The sequence below is a fragment of the Jatrophihabitans lederbergiae genome, from assembly GCF_031845305.1.
Taxonomy (GTDB): domain Bacteria; phylum Actinomycetota; class Actinomycetes; order Mycobacteriales; family Jatrophihabitantaceae; genus Jatrophihabitans_A; species Jatrophihabitans_A lederbergiae.
This window is the reverse complement of the sequence record NZ_JAVREH010000009.1, coordinates 65,425-82,172: the sequence shown is the minus strand read 5'-3', so window position 1 is coordinate 82,172 and position 16,748 is coordinate 65,425. Positions and strand designations below refer to the sequence as shown.

Annotated in this window: 14 protein-coding genes; 10 read left to right on the top strand and 4 right to left on the bottom strand. The window is 67.9% G+C overall.

Annotation, left to right across the window (positions count from 1 at the left end; all coding sequences use genetic code 11):
- The first annotated feature begins 24 nt into the window (after positions 1-24).
- From RM423_RS09685 to RM423_RS09645, 9 genes are all read left to right on the top strand, one after another.
- Positions 25-711 carry a GntR family transcriptional regulator gene (locus RM423_RS09685; protein ID WP_311422811.1) on the top strand — a complete coding sequence of 229 codons (687 nt, stop codon included), beginning with the start codon at positions 25-27 and terminating at the stop codon, positions 709-711.
- A 202-nt stretch (positions 712-913) separates the two neighbouring features.
- The gene (locus RM423_RS09680) at positions 914-2,590 is read left to right on the top strand and encodes an ABC transporter substrate-binding protein (protein WP_311422817.1); all 1,677 of its coding nucleotides are present in this window, start codon (positions 914-916) and stop codon (positions 2,588-2,590) included.
- A 5-nt stretch (positions 2,591-2,595) separates the two neighbouring features.
- Positions 2,596-3,552 (top strand): ABC transporter permease, encoded by a 957-nt coding sequence (locus RM423_RS09675; protein ID WP_311422816.1) that lies wholly within the window; start codon positions 2,596-2,598, stop codon positions 3,550-3,552.
- Positions 3,549-4,436, top strand: a complete 888-nt coding sequence (locus RM423_RS09670; protein WP_311422815.1) for an ABC transporter permease — start codon at positions 3,549-3,551, stop codon at positions 4,434-4,436. Before RM423_RS09675 ends, RM423_RS09670 begins: the two co-directional genes overlap by 4 nt.
- Positions 4,433-5,494 carry an ABC transporter ATP-binding protein gene (locus RM423_RS09665; protein WP_311422814.1) on the top strand — a complete coding sequence of 354 codons (1,062 nt, stop codon included), beginning with the start codon at positions 4,433-4,435 and terminating at the stop codon, positions 5,492-5,494. Before RM423_RS09670 ends, RM423_RS09665 begins: the two co-directional genes overlap by 4 nt.
- Complete coding sequence (locus RM423_RS09660; RefSeq protein WP_311422813.1) at positions 5,491-6,489, top strand: ABC transporter ATP-binding protein; 999 nt, start codon at positions 5,491-5,493, stop codon at positions 6,487-6,489. The genes RM423_RS09665 and RM423_RS09660 overlap by 4 nt, the downstream gene beginning before the upstream one ends.
- The gene (locus RM423_RS09655) at positions 6,486-8,309 is read left to right on the top strand and encodes a gamma-glutamyltransferase family protein (protein ID WP_311422812.1); all 1,824 of its coding nucleotides are present in this window, start codon (positions 6,486-6,488) and stop codon (positions 8,307-8,309) included. Before RM423_RS09660 ends, RM423_RS09655 begins: the two co-directional genes overlap by 4 nt.
- A 2-nt stretch (positions 8,310-8,311) precedes the next feature.
- Positions 8,312-8,998: a GntR family transcriptional regulator gene (locus tag RM423_RS09650; RefSeq protein WP_311422811.1), complete on the top strand. Its 687-nt coding sequence runs from the start codon at positions 8,312-8,314 to the stop codon at positions 8,996-8,998.
- A 5-nt stretch (positions 8,999-9,003) separates the two neighbouring features.
- Positions 9,004-9,882: a YoaK family protein gene (locus RM423_RS09645; protein WP_311422810.1), complete on the top strand. Its 879-nt coding sequence runs from the start codon at positions 9,004-9,006 to the stop codon at positions 9,880-9,882.
- 103 nt (positions 9,883-9,985) lie between these two features.
- Here the strand turns inward: RM423_RS09645 and RM423_RS09640 are convergent, their stop codons facing one another.
- Together RM423_RS09640 and RM423_RS09635 are read right to left on the bottom strand one after the other, a co-directional pair.
- On the bottom strand, positions 9,986-10,570 hold the full coding sequence (locus RM423_RS09640; protein WP_311422809.1) for a hypothetical protein: 585 nt from the start codon (positions 10,568-10,570) through the stop codon (positions 9,986-9,988).
- A 330-nt stretch (positions 10,571-10,900) separates the two neighbouring features.
- The gene (locus RM423_RS09635) at positions 10,901-12,742 is read right to left on the bottom strand and encodes a glycoside hydrolase family 2 protein (protein ID WP_311422808.1); all 1,842 of its coding nucleotides are present in this window, start codon (positions 12,740-12,742) and stop codon (positions 10,901-10,903) included.
- A 256-nt stretch (positions 12,743-12,998) separates the two neighbouring features.
- Between RM423_RS09635 and RM423_RS09630 the strand changes: the two genes are divergently transcribed.
- Positions 12,999-14,609 (top strand): mannitol dehydrogenase family protein, encoded by a 1,611-nt coding sequence (locus RM423_RS09630; RefSeq protein WP_311422807.1) that lies wholly within the window; start codon positions 12,999-13,001, stop codon positions 14,607-14,609.
- On the opposite strand, the gene RM423_RS09625 is transcribed toward RM423_RS09630, so the two are convergent.
- Entirely contained in the window at positions 14,534-15,406 is an 873-nt protein-coding gene (locus RM423_RS09625) for an alpha/beta fold hydrolase (RefSeq protein WP_311422806.1), read from the bottom strand. The genes RM423_RS09630 and RM423_RS09625 overlap by 76 nt on opposite strands.
- A gap of 83 nt (positions 15,407-15,489) precedes the next feature.
- Positions 15,490-16,548, bottom strand: a complete 1,059-nt coding sequence (locus RM423_RS09620; RefSeq protein WP_311422805.1) for an AI-2E family transporter — start codon at positions 16,546-16,548, stop codon at positions 15,490-15,492.
- Between the last annotated feature and the right edge of the window lie 200 nt (positions 16,549-16,748).

The window sequence follows — 16,748 nt, the reverse complement described above, 5'->3', positions numbered from 1 at the left end:
GGGTTATGCGTGTGGGAGGTAGCGATGGAGGAGGTCCTCGGCGTGGTTGCCCAGGCAGGAGACACCATTGGGGCGCAGGATGTGCCGTTACGTGATCAGGTGTTGGTCGCGTTGCGGCAGCGGATCGTCAATGGTGATTATGCTCCCGGTGAACGGCTGACCGAGGATCGGCTCGCTGAGGATTTCGGGGTTTCGCGTAATCCGGTACGTGAGGCGTTGCGGGTGGTGCAGGCCGAGGGGTTCGTGGTGATGGTGCCGCGCCGGGGTGCGGTGGTTGCCTCACCGGATGCGACCACGATCGCGGATATGTTCGCGGTGCGGCAGCGGTTGGAGACCCTGGCTGCGCGGCTGGCCGCCGAGCGTGCCTCGGCGGCTGATGTGGTCGTGCTGCGGGAGTTGCTGGATGCTGCCCGGCAGGCCACTGATCAGGTGCAGTTCGCCCGGGTCGCGGAGTTGAACAGTCAGTTGCACCTCAAGGTCATCGATATCAGTGGCAACCGGTGGCTCTCGGCGATGGCCAGTGCGTTGTATCTGCATGTGCAGTGGGTGTTTCGGATGGGTGCCGCGCATCGGGCGCCGCATTCGTGGGTCGAGCACATCCGTCTCGTCGACGCCATCGAGGCCGGTGATCCTGATGCGGCCGAAGCCGCTGCCATGGCACACGTCGACGCGGCTTCCACCGCCGCGCTGGACACCCTCGACAAGGACTGACCACCGTGATCCGGTCGAGTTAGTCTGTGACCCGCTGTCGTTTACCTTGTGCATACGGGGAACTCATACCACTCGCCGGTCGATGTTGGGTTGGTGTGCCGCTTCGGTATCAGCTTGTGTCCTAACGCCCGAGTTAGCTTGCTTGAGACTCGTATACAACATACGCTCACGGTTGAGTCACCACTTCGAGATGGGAGTTCCCGTGGATGTTCGAGTCTTGCGAGCCGTCGGTGCCCGGGTGCCGAGCGGTGCCGCCGTTGTCGGGGCCGCGGTGGTCACCGCCGCTCTGGCGGCCGGATGCACGTCGGTGAAACAGGCCGACAGCGGAGGCGGTTCCGGCTCCTCGGGGTCGGCTACCGCGAACTCATTCGGAACACCGGCCGCCGCGACGGACGTCAAGTCCGGTGGAAAGCTGGTGATGGCACTGTCCGCGGAACCCGACCAACTGGACCCGACATTGTCGCGAAGCCTTTACTCCCGCTATGTGTTCTCGTCCATGTGCCAGAAGCTCTACGACACCGATGCGCAGTCGCACATCGTTCCGCTACTCGCCACGGCCCTGCCGAAGGTGTCCGACGGCGGCAAGACGGTCACCATCCTGGTTCGTCAGAACGTCAGGTTCGCCGACGGCACGCCCTTCAACGCCGCCGCGGTGCAGGCCACCTTCGAGCGCAACCTGACGCTGACCGCCTCCGGCCGCAAGAGCGAACTGGGTCCGATCAGCTCGGTGGACGCCCCCGATGCCAGCACCGTCGTCGTCCACCTCAAGACGCCGTTCGCCCCGCTCACGGCCGCGTTGACCGACCGCGCCGGCATGATCCTGAGCCCCACCGCGACGAAGAGGCTGGGTGCCAAGTTCGCCAGCGCGCCGGTGTGTGTAGGACCGTTCAAGTTCTCCAAGCGGGTGCCGCAGAACTCGATCGATCTGGTGAAGGACCCGAACTACTACGACGCCGCCAACGTGCACCTCGACTCGATCTCGTATCACATCATCACCGACGCCAGCATCCGGGCGGCCAACCTGCGCTCCGGTGACGTGCAGGTGGCCGACAGCCTGTCCCCGCAGGACGTTCCCAACCTGCAGAAGGACGGCTCGCTGACGGTGCTGCAGTCACCGTCGCTGGGATACCAGGGCGTGAGCTTCAACGTCGGCAACGTCAAGGGCGTCGGCACGCCGGCTGAGAAGATCAACCGTCCCACCGCGCTGGACGCGCGCGTGCGCAAGGCCTTCGAGTACTCGATCGACCGTGCCGGCCTCGTCAAGGTCGTCTTCAACGGGATGTTCGACCCCGCCTGCTCGGCTATCTCGCCGATCAGCGAGTTCTCGTCACCGCAGGCTCAGACCTGCACGCAGCACGACCCCGGCAAGGCCAAGGAACTGCTGAAGGAAGCAGGCGTGCAGACGCCGTTCCCGATCTCGATGATCACCTCGAACAACCCGGACAGCCTGCGGCTGGCCCAGGCGCTGCAGTCCATGGTGAAGGACGGCGGGTTCAACCTGCAGATCAAGCCCGTGGAGTATGCGTCCCTGCTGGACCAGCAGGATGCCGGCAACTTCGAGTTGCTGCAGTTGGGCTGGTCCGGCCGGATCGACCCGGACGCCAACATCACCAACTTCGTCGGCACCGGGGGCAGCCAGAACGTCGCCGGCTACAACGACCCGGCACTGGACACGCTGCTGGAGCAGGCTCGTCAGACCACGGACATCGCCAAGCGCCGTGACCTCTACGGCCAGGCGGTGGCCAAGGTGCAGGAGGCAGACCCGATCATCTACCTGTACCGCCAGCGCAACCTGACCGGCGTGGCCAACAAGATCAAGGGCGTTCAGGTCTTTCCCGACGGCGTGATCCGGGTCGGCTTCGCGGGCTACGGCAAGTAGCAGTTATGTCCCGCTACCTCTTTCACCGGGCCTGGCAGTCGCTGCTGACGCTGTTCCTGGCCACGGTGGTGGTGTTCCTCGGGGTACGCGCGCTTCCCGGCGACCCGGCCCTCGCCCTCGCGGGGGAGGACCGGTCGCCGGCGGTGCTCGCGGCCATCCGCCACCAGTACGGCCTGGACCAGCCGTTACCCGTCCAGTTCTGGCGCTATCTCACCAACGCGGTGCAGGGCAATCTCGGTACGTCGATCCGTACCGGTACCAGCGTGACGTCCATGCTGCGGACGGCGCTTCCGGTGACCTTCGAGCTCGCAGCGCTGGCCATCGTGTTCGCATCCCTGGTCGGCGTCGGCGCCGGTGTCACCGCCGCCGTGCACCGGGGCCGCGCACCCGAGTGGGTCGCCAACGCCGTGGCGCTGATCGGGCTGTCCGTGCCGAACTTCTGGCTCGGACTGGTGGCGATCCTCTACCTGTCGGTGGCGACGGGGCTGTTCCCGGCGTCCGGCTTCGTGCCGTTGTCCAGCAACCCGGTGGACAACCTGCACCACATCGTCCTGCCCACGGTCATCCTCGGCATCGGGCTGTCCGCGGTGATCATGCGTCAGACCCGGTCCTCGATGCTCGACTCGCTGTCGGCCGACTACGTCCGTACCGCCAAGGCGAAGGGGCTCAAGCCGCGAGTGGTGATCAGCCGGCATGCCCTGCGCAACAGCCTCATCGTCGTCGTCACGATCGTGGGTCTACAGCTCGGCGCGCTGATCTCGGGCGCCGTGGTGACCGAGCAGATCTTCGGCCTGCCCGGGATCGGCAAGATGACGATCGACGCGGTGTTCCAGCGCGACTATCCCGTCATCCAGGCCGTCGTCCTGGTGACGGCGACCGCCTACATCGTGATCAACTTCCTGGTCGATCTGCTGTACTCGCTGATCGACCCCCGCATCCGGGTCGGAGCTGGTGCCGCATGACAAGCGCTGTCGCCGTGACCGCGCCGAAGGTCCGGCGTGACGCCAGCCGCCGTGCCCGCGTCATCCGGCGGTTGCGGCGCAACCCGCTGGCCGTCATCAGCTTCACAGTGCTGGCGATCGCCCTGATGATCGCCATCCTGGCGCCGTGGCTGGCGCCGTACGCGCCGGAGCAGACGGACTTCTCGCACGTCTTCGCCCAACCGGGCACGCCCGGCCACCTGCTGGGGACGGACGACCTCGGCCGTGACGTCCTGTCGCGGATCATCCTGGGGCTACGGGCGTCGTTGGAGGTGGGCCTGCTCGCCGTGGCGACCGCCCTGCTGATCGGTGTGCCGCTGGGTCTGGCCGCGGGTTACTTCCGCGCGGTGGACGCGGTCATCTCGCGGCTCACCGATCTGCTGCTGGCGTTTCCGTTCCTGATCCTGGCGGTCGGTCTGGCAGCAATTCGTGGCGCCAGCCTGGGCAACGCCGCGGTGGCCATCGGCATCGCCCAGATCCCCGGCGTGATCCGGGTGGTCCGCTCGGACACCCTGCGGCTGAAGTCGCTGGACTTCGTCGCGGCGGCCGTGGTGGACGGAGCCGGTGACTTCTGGGTGCTGCGGCGCCATGTGCTGCCCAACGCCACCTCGGTCATCCTCGTGCAGGCGACGGTCGCCATTCCCGCGGCCATCCTGGGCGAGGCGGTGCTCTCCTTCCTGGGGCTGGGCATCCAGCCGCCGGCACCGAGCCTCGGAACGATGCTGGCCACCGCTCAGCAGTTCGCCGCACGGGCACCCTGGGCGGCAATTCTGCCTGGTATTGCGATCATGGTGCTGGCTTTGGCATTCAACGTGTTCGGCGACAGCCTGCGCGACGCTCTCGACCCGAAGGGAAGCCGGGAATGACCGCGTCCGCCTCCACCCGGGCACCGGCCGAGCAGGGAACAGCACCCGTGCTGCAGGTCCGCGACCTCTCCGTCACGTTCGCCACCGAGAGCGGCACCGTATCGGCCGTCGACCGGGTGGAGCTGAACCTGGCACCGGGTGAGATCGTCGGCATCGTCGGCGAATCCGGTTGCGGCAAGAGCGTGACCGCGATGAGTCTGACGGGTTTGTTACCGCGCAGTGCCCGGATCGAGGGGTCCGTCCGGTTGCTCGGCACCGAGCTGATCGGAGCGCCGGAGTCGGTGCTGCGCGCCGCTCGGGGCAAGAGCATCGCCTACATCTTCCAGGAGCCGATGAGCTCGCTCAACCCGGTGCTGACGGTGGGCCGCCAGATCGCCGAGGTGCTGCAGGTGCACGAGGGGCTGTCGCGCAAGGCGGGTCGGGCACGTGCCATCGAACTGCTGACGCTGGTGGGCATCCCGTCGCCGAAGCAGCGGGTCGACAACTATCCGCACCAGCTCTCCGGCGGCATGCGCCAGCGGGTGATGATCGCGATGGCGGTGGCCTGTGGCCCCAAGGTGCTGGTCGCCGACGAGCCCACCACCGCCCTGGACGTGACCGTACAGGCCGGAATCCTCAACGTGCTCAGGGAATTGCGGGACCGGTTGGGCACCAGCATCCTGATCATCACCCATGACCTCGGTGTCATCGCCGACGTCGCCGACCGGGTGGTGGTCATGTACGCCGGCCGCGTCGTCGAGCGAGCCGAGGTGGACGAGCTGTTCGCACATCCCCGGCACCACTACACCTCCGGTCTGCTCGCCGCCTCTCCCACGTCCGGGCGGCATGCCGGTAGCGAGCGCTTGCAGGAGATTCCGGGTCTGGTCCCGGTGCTGTCCAGCCAGCCGGACGCCTGCACCTTCGCCGATCGCTGCCCGGCCGCCGACACCCAGTGCGTGACCAGGCAACCGGCGCTGTCCGCCGCGCATGCCGCCGAGGCCGTGCGACCGGACCACCTGATGGCCTGCTGGCATCCCCGCGGCACGTCCGCGGACACCCGAGAGGCGGCACGCGCATGACTGACCGGGACCTGGCACTCGAACTCGAGGACCTGGTGATGCACTTCGGTCCGGTGCAGGCCGTCGACGGGGTGTCGCTGAGCATCCGCAAGGGCCAGGTGATGGCACTGGTGGGCGAGAGCGGGTCCGGAAAGTCGACGGTCGGCCGCTGCATCGTGCGGCTGCTGGAGCCCACGTCGGGAACCGTGCGCATCGGCGGGACCGACGTCACGCACCTGTCCCGGCGGCGACTGCGCAAGCACCGCAAGGACGTCTCGATCATCTTTCAGGACCCGGCCGGATCGCTGGATCCTCGGATGCTGGTGGGCGACGTCGTGGGCGAACCGCTGCGGCTGCAGGGCCGGCTGTCCCGCCGGAACCGTGAGGCGCGGATCGCCGAAGAACTCGGCCGGGTCGGCCTGCGTGCCGAGGTGGCCAGGCGCTACTCGCACGAGCTGTCCGGTGGCCAGCGTCAACGCGTGAGCATCGCGCGCGCCCTGGTGTCCTCGCCCACCCTGCTGATCGCCGACGAGCCGACCAGCGCCCTGGACGTGTCCGTCCAGGCATCGGTGCTGAACCTGCTGGCGGATCTGCAACGCGACATCGGCTTCGCCTGTCTGTTCATCACCCACGACCTCTCCGCCGTGGAGTACCTGGCCGACACCATCGCCGTGATGTACCTCGGCCAGCTCGTCGAGCAGGGCTCACGGGAAAGGGTGTTCGCACGTCCGGCCCATCCGTACACCCAGGCCCTGCTGGCTGCCGCGCCGATCGCCGACCCGCCGCGCCAGCGCGTGCGCAAGCCGGTGCTGCTGGGCGATGACCTGCCGTCCGCGATGGATCCACCACCGGGTTGCCGCTTCAACACCAGGTGCCCGCTTGCGGTGGAGCGCTGCCGCACCGAGGTTCCCGCGTTCACCCCGATCGGCGACGGCAACGCCGCCTGCCACTTCGTCCACCCGGACGGGACCGGCCCCGATATCCGCACCGACAACCCCGCAGAGAGCAGGACATGACGTTCACCACCCGCCCGACCTTGCAGGGCACCTTCGGTATGGCGTCATCGACGCACTGGATAGCGTCCCAGACGGCGATGCGGGTGTTGGAGCGCGGCGGCAACGCCTTCGACGCCGCCGTGGCCGCGGGCTTCGTGCTGCACGTGGTGGAGCCGCACCTGAACGGTCCCGGCGGTGAGGTGCCGGCGATCATCGCCACGGCCGAGGACCCGACGCCACGGGTGCTGGCCGGGCAGGGACCGGCACCCGCCGGCGCGACGATCGAGCACTTCACTTCGATGGGCTTCGAGCTGATACCGGGGTCGGGGCCGCTGGCAGCGGCAGTACCCGGTGCGGTCGACGCCTGGCTACTGCTGCTGCGCGACCACGGAACCCAGACGCTGCAGGAGGTGCTGGAACCGGCGATCAGCTATGCGGCGAGTGGCCATCCGATCGGGGAGCGGGTCTGCGCGACAGTTTCCAGCGTCCAGGAACTGTTCGAGAGCGACTGGACCACCTCGGCAGAGCTGTGGTTGCGCGACGGAAGTGCGCCGGAGCCCGGATCGCTGTTCGCCAACCCCGCCTACGCGCAGACGTTGCGGCGTCTCGTGGACGAGGGTCGCGCCACCGGTCCGAGCCGCGAGACGCAGATCGAGGGCGCGCGCCGCGCCTGGAGCCAGGGATTCGTCGCCGAGGCTGTCGAGAAGTTCTCCCGGCGCCCGTTCCGTGATTCCAGTGGGCAGGCTCATCCGGGCGTGCTGACCGGTGCGGACATGGCCGGCTTCGAGGCGAGCTGGGAGGAGCCGGTCACCCTGGACTGGCACGGCGTGACGGTGTCCAAGATTCAGCCCTGGGGCCAGGGCCCGGCACTGCTGCAGACCCTTACCATCCTCGACGCGCTGGATGACCCGGCGGCGTTGGATCCCTCGACAGTGCAAGGCATTCACCCGATCGCCGAAGCGCTGAAGCTGGCCTTCGCCGACCGGGAGGCCTGGTACGGCGACGGCTATGACGTGCCGCTGAAGACGCTGCTGTCCGCCGGCTATGCCGCCGAGCGTGCCGCCCTGATCGGGGACCGGGCCTCGGGTGACGTGCGCCCGGGCAGCCCGGACGGGCGCGAGCCGAAGATCGCGGCCCACTTGCGCGAGCGGGCGCAGCGAGAGGGCGCGCCACGTGACGCCACCGTCGGCGAGCCGACCGTCGACACCCGCGGTGATGCGGGGGAGGCGACGGTCGATGCCAACGGGGTCACCCGGGGCGACACCTGTCACGTGGACGTGGTGGACCGGTGGGGCAACATGATCTCGGCGACCCCGAGCGGCGGATGGCTGCAGAGCTCGCCGACGATTCCTGAGCTGGGGTTCCCCCTGGGCAGCCGGTTGCAGATGTTCTGGCTGGAAGAGGGCCTGGCCTCCTCCCTGGCACCCGGACGGCGACCGCGGACCACCCTGACCCCGACGATGGTGCACCGGGACGGCCGGCCCGTACTCGCGTGCGGTTCGCCCGGGGGTGACCAGCAGGAGCAGTGGCAGTTGCTGTTTCTGCTGCGCCACCTGATCGGCGGCCAGTCACTGCAGGAGGCGATCGACGCTCCGACCTGGCACACCACCAGCTTTCCCGGATCCTTCTATCCCCGCGAGGTCGAGCCGGCGGTGCTGGTGGTCGAGGATCGGTTGGGCGGGGATGTGCTGTCGGGGTTGGGGGGCAGGGGGCATAAGGTGCAGCTGGCTGGGCCATGGAGTCTCGGTCGGATGTGCGCGGTCTCGCGAAATCCCGGCACGGGCATCGTCGCGGCGGCGGCCAACCCTCGCGGTATGCAGGGTTATGCGTGTGGGAGGTAGCGATGGAGGAGGTCCTCGGCGTGGTTGCCCAGGCAGGAGACACCATTGGGGCGCAGGATGTGCCGTTACGTGATCAGGTGTTGGTCGCGTTGCGGCAGCGGATCGTCAATGGTGATTATGCTCCCGGTGAACGGCTGACCGAGGATCGGCTCGCTGAGGATTTCGGGGTTTCGCGTAATCCGGTACGTGAGGCGTTGCGGGTGGTGCAGGCCGAGGGGTTCGTGGTGATGGTGCCGCGCCGGGGTGCGGTGGTTGCCTCACCGGATGCGACCACGATCGCGGATATGTTCGCGGTGCGGCAGCGGTTGGAGACCCTGGCTGCGCGGCTGGCCGCCGAGCGTGCCTCGGCGGCTGATGTGGTCGTGCTGCGGGAGTTGCTGGATGCTGCCCGGCAGGCCACTGATCAGGTGCAGTTCGCCCGGGTCGCGGAGTTGAACAGTCAGTTGCACCTCAAGGTCATCGATATCAGTGGCAACCGGTGGCTCTCGGCGATGGCCAGTGCGTTGTATCTGCATGTGCAGTGGGTGTTTCGGATGGGTGCCGCGCATCGGGCGCCGCATTCGTGGGTCGAGCACATCCGTCTCGTCGACGCCATCGAGGCCGGTGATCCTGATGCGGCCGAAGCCGCTGCCATGGCACACGTCGACGCGGCTTCCACCGCCGCGCTGGACACCCTCGACAAGGACTGACCACCGTGATCGACAAGGCGGACAGTTCCCGCGCACCCTCAACCGCCGCCCAGTCAGCGACCCGGACGACGGCGGCGCTACCGGATCCGCCCCAGCCGCAAGGGGTCGCGCCGCAAGGGGTCGCGCCGCAAGGGGTCGCGTCGCAAGGGGTCCTGCCGGCACCGAACTCTCGCCAGAAGCTTCTGCTGCGTCGTCGGCACGCTCTGGTCGTCGTGCTGACGTTCCTCACCGGCGCCGCCGACGCGACCGGATTCCTCGCCCTGGGCGGTGCGTTCTCCAGCGTCATGACCGGCAACATGGTGCTGCTCGGCCTGTCCGTCGGCCACGCCGAAGCCACCCTCGCAGTCAACTCCGGTGCCGCGATCATCAGCTATATCATCGGTGTCCTGGTCGGCGCTCACATCGCCGGAACGGCCCACCCCAGCGACCCTGTCTGGCCCCGCCAGGTCACCCGGGCGCTGGCGGCGGAGCTGCTTGTCCTCAGCGCGTTCCTCGTCCTGTGGGAAATCACGGCCGAGGACCGGTCAGCCATCGCAGCCCGCGCGCTGCTCATGCTGGCCGCCGCGGCGCTGGGCATACAAGGCAGCGCGATCCAGCGATTCGGCGTTCCCGGACTGTCCTCGACCTACCTGACCGGCACCCTCACCAGCCTCATCAGCGCTGTCGCCGCCCGCAAACCGGCCCGAACCCTGCTGGCCAGTACCCAGGTGCTTCTCGCACTCATCGTCGGCGCAGCCGTCGGGGCCGTTCTCGTCGACCACCTGCCCCGGCTCTCGCCCGTCCTGCTGCTCGTCCCGATGGTCTGCGTCCTCGTCGCGTCACGAGGACTGAAGTCCGAGCAGGCGTCCGGTGAGGGGGCGTACATCGAAGGTCGCGTGGACTGATCACGCCCATCCGCCACACCGCGCCGGCGCGATCTCAGAAGGTCCGGCTCTGAATGGCGTCCGCCATCGATCCCTCGCATAACGCAATCACGCCGGGGGCGGATTATCCCTTCGCGGCGCGGCCGGCCACCGACGCCACTAGCGACTTCAGCATCGATGCCGGCAATGGCGCACCGAGGGTCTCGGTCTGGACGTCTGCTTCTATCAGCGGGCCGGTGATGAAGGCGAAGGTGAGATACACCGCGGCCCGCTGACGGTTGGCGCTGAGCTTCACGATGCCCGTGCCGGTGGCCACGACGTTGGACGGTCCGCCGGCTGAGCCCGGGGTGATCTTGATCGAGGCGGCCTCGACCTTGCTGCCGGCGGGCAGGGAGGTGGCGAGATTTTTCTTCACCATCTGCTCCAGGCAACCTTCGAGCTTGCGGTTGTGCAGCATCTCGACGTCGGCGTCGATGTCGCTCTGCGACCGGTAACTGGTGGCTGACGACGAGATCATCCCATTGCCCATTGTGTAATCGGCCGAGTGCGCCTCGGCCACCTTGTCGTGCTGGGTGTCGCGGCCGCCGACGCACTTGCTCAACGCCGCGTCGTCACTGGCCTGGCCGGCCTGGGCCTGGTAGGGCGTGCCCTTCCAGCCGGCGGGCAGATCCTGCGGCTGCAGAACCATCTTCTTCAGCTGTGCGGCCATGGCTGGCGCGGTGGACGGCGGACTGCTCGCCGGCGATGTCGCGCTACTGGAGGCGGCTGATTCGCTCGCGCCGGCTGATTGGCTCGAGCCGGCTGCCGAACTGGTCATCGGTGAGTTGGTCGGAACGGTTGAGGTGCTCGTGGACGAGGTCTTGGACGAGCCACCACAACCGGCGAGCAGGACAGCGCCGCAGCCGGCGGCACAGAGGCGAAGGAGCGGGTTTTTCCACATGAGCAGCACATTAGCGGACCAACGGCGCACTTCGGCTCAGCCACTCGGGACGCTATGCAGGTGCCAACCGCCGAAGCCTCGACGGTTAACGGACCGCCGTCAGGATTCCGGCGTGATCTGGCGGGCGGCGCTCTGGTTGCCGTACACGACATCGCCTGGAACCGCGGCCGCGAACCGGCGGGTTATCGCGCGCAGGATCGCTGGGTCGGCCTTGGGTTGCCGGTCCTCGGTGAGCAGCCCGTTGCGCTCCTGTTCGGTATCGGTCAGCTGGGTATAGCAGAACCCGGCAAGGGCGGTGCTGGCGAGCGCGGCGTCGAGCAGGCTCCGATACCGCCGGACGAAATCCTCTTCATCCTGTGCGGTGCCGTAGCCGTTCCAGAAGTCCTCGCCTGCCTGGTAACTGATCCCACCGAACTCCGTGAGCAGGATCGGCTGGTGTTCGAGCACCACGCTGGGAAGCAGGACCGGCCGGTAGTAGGGCTGCACCTCCTTCAGCGACCGCCGTACCGCTTCGGCGTCGCCATAGCGTTCGAGCAGGGTCGCGCCCTCGCCTGCGTAGTCATGGATCGTGATCATGTCGGTCGCGGCGTGCTCCCAGCCGTCATTGCCGACGACCGGTCGGCTTCCGTCGAGCGCCTTGGCCATCGAGTACATGGCCTGCACGTACGCCCGCTGCCGGGGATCGGTTTGGAGAGCCGGGACGCCCCAGCTCTCGTTGACCGGCACCCAGGTGACGATGCTCGGAACGCTGAGGTCGCGTTCGAGCACCTCGAGCCACTCGCGGGTACCACGTAGGACAGCGGTGTCAGACCAGCCGTACGCCGCGGGCAGTTCCGCCCAGACGGCCAGTCCCAGCCGATCGCACCAGTACAGGAAGCGAGGGTCCTCCACCTTCTGATGCAACCGGATCCCGTTGAACCCGAGTTCCTTCACCAACTCGACCTCGCGCCGCAGTGCCTCCGGCGAGGGGGCTGCGAGATGGGACTGCGGCCAGTAGCCCTGGGCCAGGACCAGGCGCAGATGGTAGGGGCGATCATTGAGCGTGAACCGGTTCGCCGAGGTGCCCACGGACCGGAATCCCAAGTAGCTCTCGACCGAATCGAGATCCTCACCGTCGCTGCCGGTCAGCGTCAGCGTGATGTCCATCAGGTTCGGCGTCTCCGGCGACCACAGCCAGCGCTCGCGGTCCAGACCCATCTGCGCTCGTGGCAGCAGCACTTCGCGGGTCAGTCCTTCTCGGCCCGCGGTGTCGGTGATGGTGTACGTGTCGTCGGCGAGCAACTCACCGCGCAGCGACACCGCGACTCGCAACCGCGACCCGGCGGCGACGCCCAGCAGGTTGAAGGAGCCCCGTATCGCGCCGCGGTCGATTTCGGTATTCCACCGCACGCTGTTGATCCGGCTATCCGGAACCGGCTCCAGCCACACCGGCTGCCAGATTCCGGTCGTCCGGTGATACCAGATCTTGTGCGGGTGCTCTTCGAGATCCTGTTTGCCCCGTGGCTGACTGGGATCCATCGGCAGGTCCTCGGCCCGCACCACGACCACCTGCTCACGGTCGGGTAGCAGCGCCTGTGTCACGTCGGCGGTGAAGGGCGTGTGGCCGCCCTCGTGCCGGACGACGAAATGACCGTTCACCCATACCTCGGCGCGGTAATCCACGGCGCCGAAGTGCAGCAGCAACCGTTCACCGGGGACAACCGACGCCGAGAACGTGCGGCGGTACCAGACGATCGGGTGGAACGACCGGTCCCCGATTCCGCTCAGCTCCGATTCCGGCGGGTAGGGCACCTGGATCCGCAGCGAGAAGACGTCGTTCCGCTCGGGCCACCGCTGCGCGCGTCCGACGTCGGAATCGTCATACCCGAATTCCCAGCTACCGCAGAGATCGGTCCACCGCGCTCGGGCGAACTGCGGGCGTGGATGCAATGTCTGAGTCACATAGTCCTCCAGATGTGGCGTTGCCGACGGCGCGTCCGTGAGCGATACACCATGCCTAGCACGATGAGCCGGGTCAGCTGCGGGCGGGCATGACGGCCGTCCCTGGCGTCGTATCCCCGCGGCGCAGTGGTCGCCGCCCTGGCGCGACCAGGTAGCGTCAGCACACGTTGGGTCTTCGCGGTCGATGAGCTGGCCACAGACATACCGGTTCCGCGGGACGCCCAGGGCGACCAGCGCTTCGCTTCGGGAGGTATCCGTGACCCACCTTCTTGATCCACCGCCGCCTGGTGTGCCCGCGTCCGCGGTACCCCTGCCCGCTGTACCCCTGACCGACGCCACCCTCGCGGAGCTGCCGGGGAATGTCGCGGTTCCCGGCTATGACCGCGCCGGTCTGGTTCCCGCCGTGGTGCATCTGGGCGTCGGTGGCTTTCACCGGGCGCACCAGGCCGTGTACTTCGACGAGCTCGCGCGGCGCGGCAACTCCGAGTGGGGGGTCGTCGGCGTCGGCATCTCGAACCGGGAGCTGGCCGCGGCGCTGCGCGCTCAGGATCGGTTGTTCACCGTCGTGACGCGCGGCGCCGACGAAAGCGCGGCGCGGGTGATCGGCGTGCTCGCGGAGCACCTGCTGCTGGCGGACCAGGCAGACGCCGTACGAAATCGGCTCAGCGATCCACGCACCCGGCTGGTGACGCTGACCATCACCGGTGACGGCTACGCCCTGGACGACAGCCAGTCCGCGGCGCCCGACTCGCTGTTCGAGGTTCTGGTGGATGCCCTGGAGCTGCGCAGAACGGCCGGCGTGGCGGGTTTCACGGTGCTGCCGTGTGACAACCTGCCCGACAGCGGAGCGACGGCCGAACGAGCGGTTCTCGGCATCGCGCGGAGCCGCAACGACGAACTTGCGGAGTGGATCGAGCGGAACGTCAGCTTTCCCGACAGCATGGTGGACCGGATCACGCCCTCGATCACGTCCGAGGATCGCGAGCGGATTCAGGGCGAGTTCGCGGTGGCCGATCGCTGCCCCGTGATCACCGAGCCCTTCACCCAGTGGGTCATCGAGGACGACTTCAGCACTACCCGGCCACCGCTGGACGAGGTGGGCGTCCGCTTCGTCGAGGACGTGAAGCCGTACACGCTGATCAAGACCAGGATGCTGAACGGCACCCATTGCGCGCTCGGTTACCTCGGCACACTCGCCGGCTACGAACGCACGGACCAGGCGATGGCCGATCCGGTGATCGCGGCATTCGTCCGGCAGTTGATGCGGGTCGAGATCGCGCCGTTGCTACCGGGTGATCTACCGGGCATGGATCTGTGGAGGTACCAGCGAAGCCTGATCGAACGCTTCAGCAACCCGGCGATCGGCGACCAGCTGTCACGGCTGTGTCGCCGGGGCTCCACGAAGATGCCGAACTACCTGTTGCCCTCGCTTCTGCAGGCAAGCGCGAGCGGACAGCCGTGCCGGCTGCTGACCGTGGTCACCGGTGCCTGGCTGCGCTATGCGCGGGGGATCGACCTCAGCGGCGCGCCGATCACCGTCCACGATCCTCGGGCGGCGGAGTTGCGCGCGGCGTCCGAGGCGCTGCGGAGCGGGCCGGAGCGGGGGATCGGTCTGCCTGACGTGTTCGGTCGACTGGCACCCGACGTCGAGCTGGCACGCCGGCTGCGCTCGGTCATGATCGACCTGGACAAGCTGGGGGTTGTCGGCCTGCTGACTCCACTTCTCGAAACGAGCGAGCCGCGAACGGCTGGTTTCGCCGAACGGGCAGTCGGCCGCTGGCCGGAGTTTCATCAAGGCGCACTGGCCGACAGAAACCTGACAAGCTCGCCGGCCAGTTGCTCGGGCGCTTCTTCGGCCATGTGGTGACCGCTGTCGATCACCGCGCTACGCACGTCGACCGCCCACCGGCGCCAGATGTCGAGCACGTCGCCATAGCGCATCTCGAGATCGTCCCGCGCCGACCAGGCGACCAACGTGGGGCAGCTGATGCGGTGGCCGGCCGCCTGGTCGGCGTCATCGGCCTCTCGGTCGACCCCGAGGCCCGCGCGGTAGTCCTCCAGCATGGCCCGCACGGTCGCCGGATCGTGGATCGCCCGCCGGTAGTCGCGGTAGTTCTCGATTCCCATGTGGTCCGGGTCTCCGCCATACCACCGATCGGGGTCGGCGAGGATCGCACGCTCGGGCTTCTCGGGCTGGGCGAAGAAGAACCAGTGCCACCACGCCGCGGCGAAGGTGGCATCGGCTCGGGCCAACGCCTCACCGATCGGCACGCAATCGAGCACAGCAAGCGCCTTGACCGAGTCGGGGGAGTCCAGGGCCATTCGCATCGCGACGTAGCTGCCACGGTCATGGCCCACCACGGCGAAGCGGGCATGGCCGAGCCCTCGCATCAAGCTCACCCCGTCAGCTGCCATCGCCCGCTTGGAGTACGGGGCGTGATCGGGCGTTGTCGGCGGCTTGGACGACTGGCCGTAGCCACGCAGGTCCGGGCACACAACGCTGTAGCCGGCGTCGACCAGCAACGGCGTGACCCGGTGCCAGGTCGTGTGGGTGCGCGGGTGGCCGTGCAAGAGCAGCACCGGCGGACCGTTCCCGCCGCTGCGGCCGTGTAGCAGCACGCCGCTGCCGACGTCCCGACGCCATTCGGTGAAGTCCTCGAACACAGCTCTATGATCGCAGCAGTCCGCAGAGGTGAGCAAAGCCGGTGCGAGAAGTGCTCAGCCGCCTATGCGAGGCCAGGTCTCGTTCACGGTGTGCGCGCATCGTCGCGCAGCAGGCTGCGACCGGCCGAGGTGTTGCGAAAGATCGTCGATCCTGCCGCCGTCATCGGAAGCGCCACGATGGCGCCGACGACCCCGGCCAGGGCCGCGCCCACCAGCACCGCCAGCAACGACGCCAGCGGGGTGAGCGCGATCGTCCGCGAGAAGACCCGTGGCGCGATCAGGTAGTTCTCCAGTTGCTGATACAGGACGAAGTAGACCAACGCGATCAGGGCAGCCGGGATGCTGGCGGTCAGGGCGACCAGCACCGCCAGCACCGCGCCGATGGTCGCGCCGACCTGCGGCACCGCGTCGAGCACCGTGATGACGATGGCCAGCAGGGCCGGGTACGGCACGCCGATGAGTTCCAGCGCGATATAGGACGCCACCCCCGCGCACGCGCAGATCGCCAGCTGGCCGGTCACGTAACCGCCGACCTTGCTCAGGGACTCGTCGAGCACGGCCCGCCGCTCGTCGGTGGCCAGGATCCGGTCCAGGCCATCGCGCAATCTCGGCATGGCAAGCATGAAGTACACCGTCAGGATGAACAGCGTGACGGCGGTGAAGACGGCCGAGATCAGCCCGCCGACTATGCCGAAGATGCCGCTGGCCGACCTTTCCAGCACCGAGGACAGGCCGCTCTGGATCCGCTGCTGGACGTTGCCCTGATTCAGGTAGTCGCCGACCGACGTGCCGGCCAGGCGTTCGTTCAGCCGGGTCAGCAGATCGGGCACCGAGCTGACGAAATCGGTGACTTCTCCGGTCGCCGGCGCGAGCACCAGGAAGACCAGTCCCACGAGCAGCGCGCCGATCAGCAGGCCGAAGGCGAGCACGCAGAACCCGCGGCGGATGCCACGGCGCTCCAGCCGCTGGATCACCGGTTCCAACCCGACTGCGAGGAACAGGCCGAGGAAGATCAGCACCAGGATCGAGCGGGCGCGGTAGACGCCGTATGCCGCAAGCAGGGTGAGCAGCACCGCAACGGTGACCTTGACGTAGTACCGCACCGGTGGCAGCCGGCTGAGGCCGCGCTCGCCGTCGTCCATCAATGCATGCTAGCTGGTGCCGCGAGCCGAACCAGGGAACTGCCGTCGCTGGGGTGAACCTACCGGTTTGCGATGGCAACCTCGGCCCAAACTAGCTCGCGGCATCGCCTTCGGCCCTCTCGTCTGATATATCTGCTGCTTATCAGACGTGCGAGAATGCCAGATCGGTCAGGAGCGGCAGTGATCAACGTCGAGGGCGA

Excerpts from the sequence above, each read along its gene's own strand:
- RM423_RS09685 (WP_311422811.1), top strand. The coding sequence starts at position 25 with ATGGAGGAGGTCCTCGGCGTGGTTGCCCAGGCAGGAGACACCATTGGG.
- RM423_RS09675 (WP_311422816.1), top strand. The coding sequence starts at position 2,596 with ATGTCCCGCTACCTCTTTCACCGGGCCTGGCAGTCGCTGCTGACGCTG.
- RM423_RS09670 (WP_311422815.1), top strand. The coding sequence starts at position 3,549 with ATGACAAGCGCTGTCGCCGTGACCGCGCCGAAGGTCCGGCGTGACGCC.
- RM423_RS09665 (WP_311422814.1), top strand. The coding sequence starts at position 4,433 with ATGACCGCGTCCGCCTCCACCCGGGCACCGGCCGAGCAGGGAACAGCA.
- RM423_RS09660 (WP_311422813.1), top strand. The coding sequence starts at position 5,491 with ATGACTGACCGGGACCTGGCACTCGAACTCGAGGACCTGGTGATGCAC.
- RM423_RS09655 (WP_311422812.1), top strand. The coding sequence starts at position 6,486 with ATGACGTTCACCACCCGCCCGACCTTGCAGGGCACCTTCGGTATGGCG.
- RM423_RS09650 (WP_311422811.1), top strand. The coding sequence starts at position 8,312 with ATGGAGGAGGTCCTCGGCGTGGTTGCCCAGGCAGGAGACACCATTGGG.
- RM423_RS09640 (WP_311422809.1), bottom strand. The coding sequence starts at position 10,570 with ATGGCCGCACAGCTGAAGAAGATGGTTCTGCAGCCGCAGGATCTGCCC.
- RM423_RS09620 (WP_311422805.1), bottom strand. The coding sequence starts at position 16,548 with ATGGACGACGGCGAGCGCGGCCTCAGCCGGCTGCCACCGGTGCGGTAC.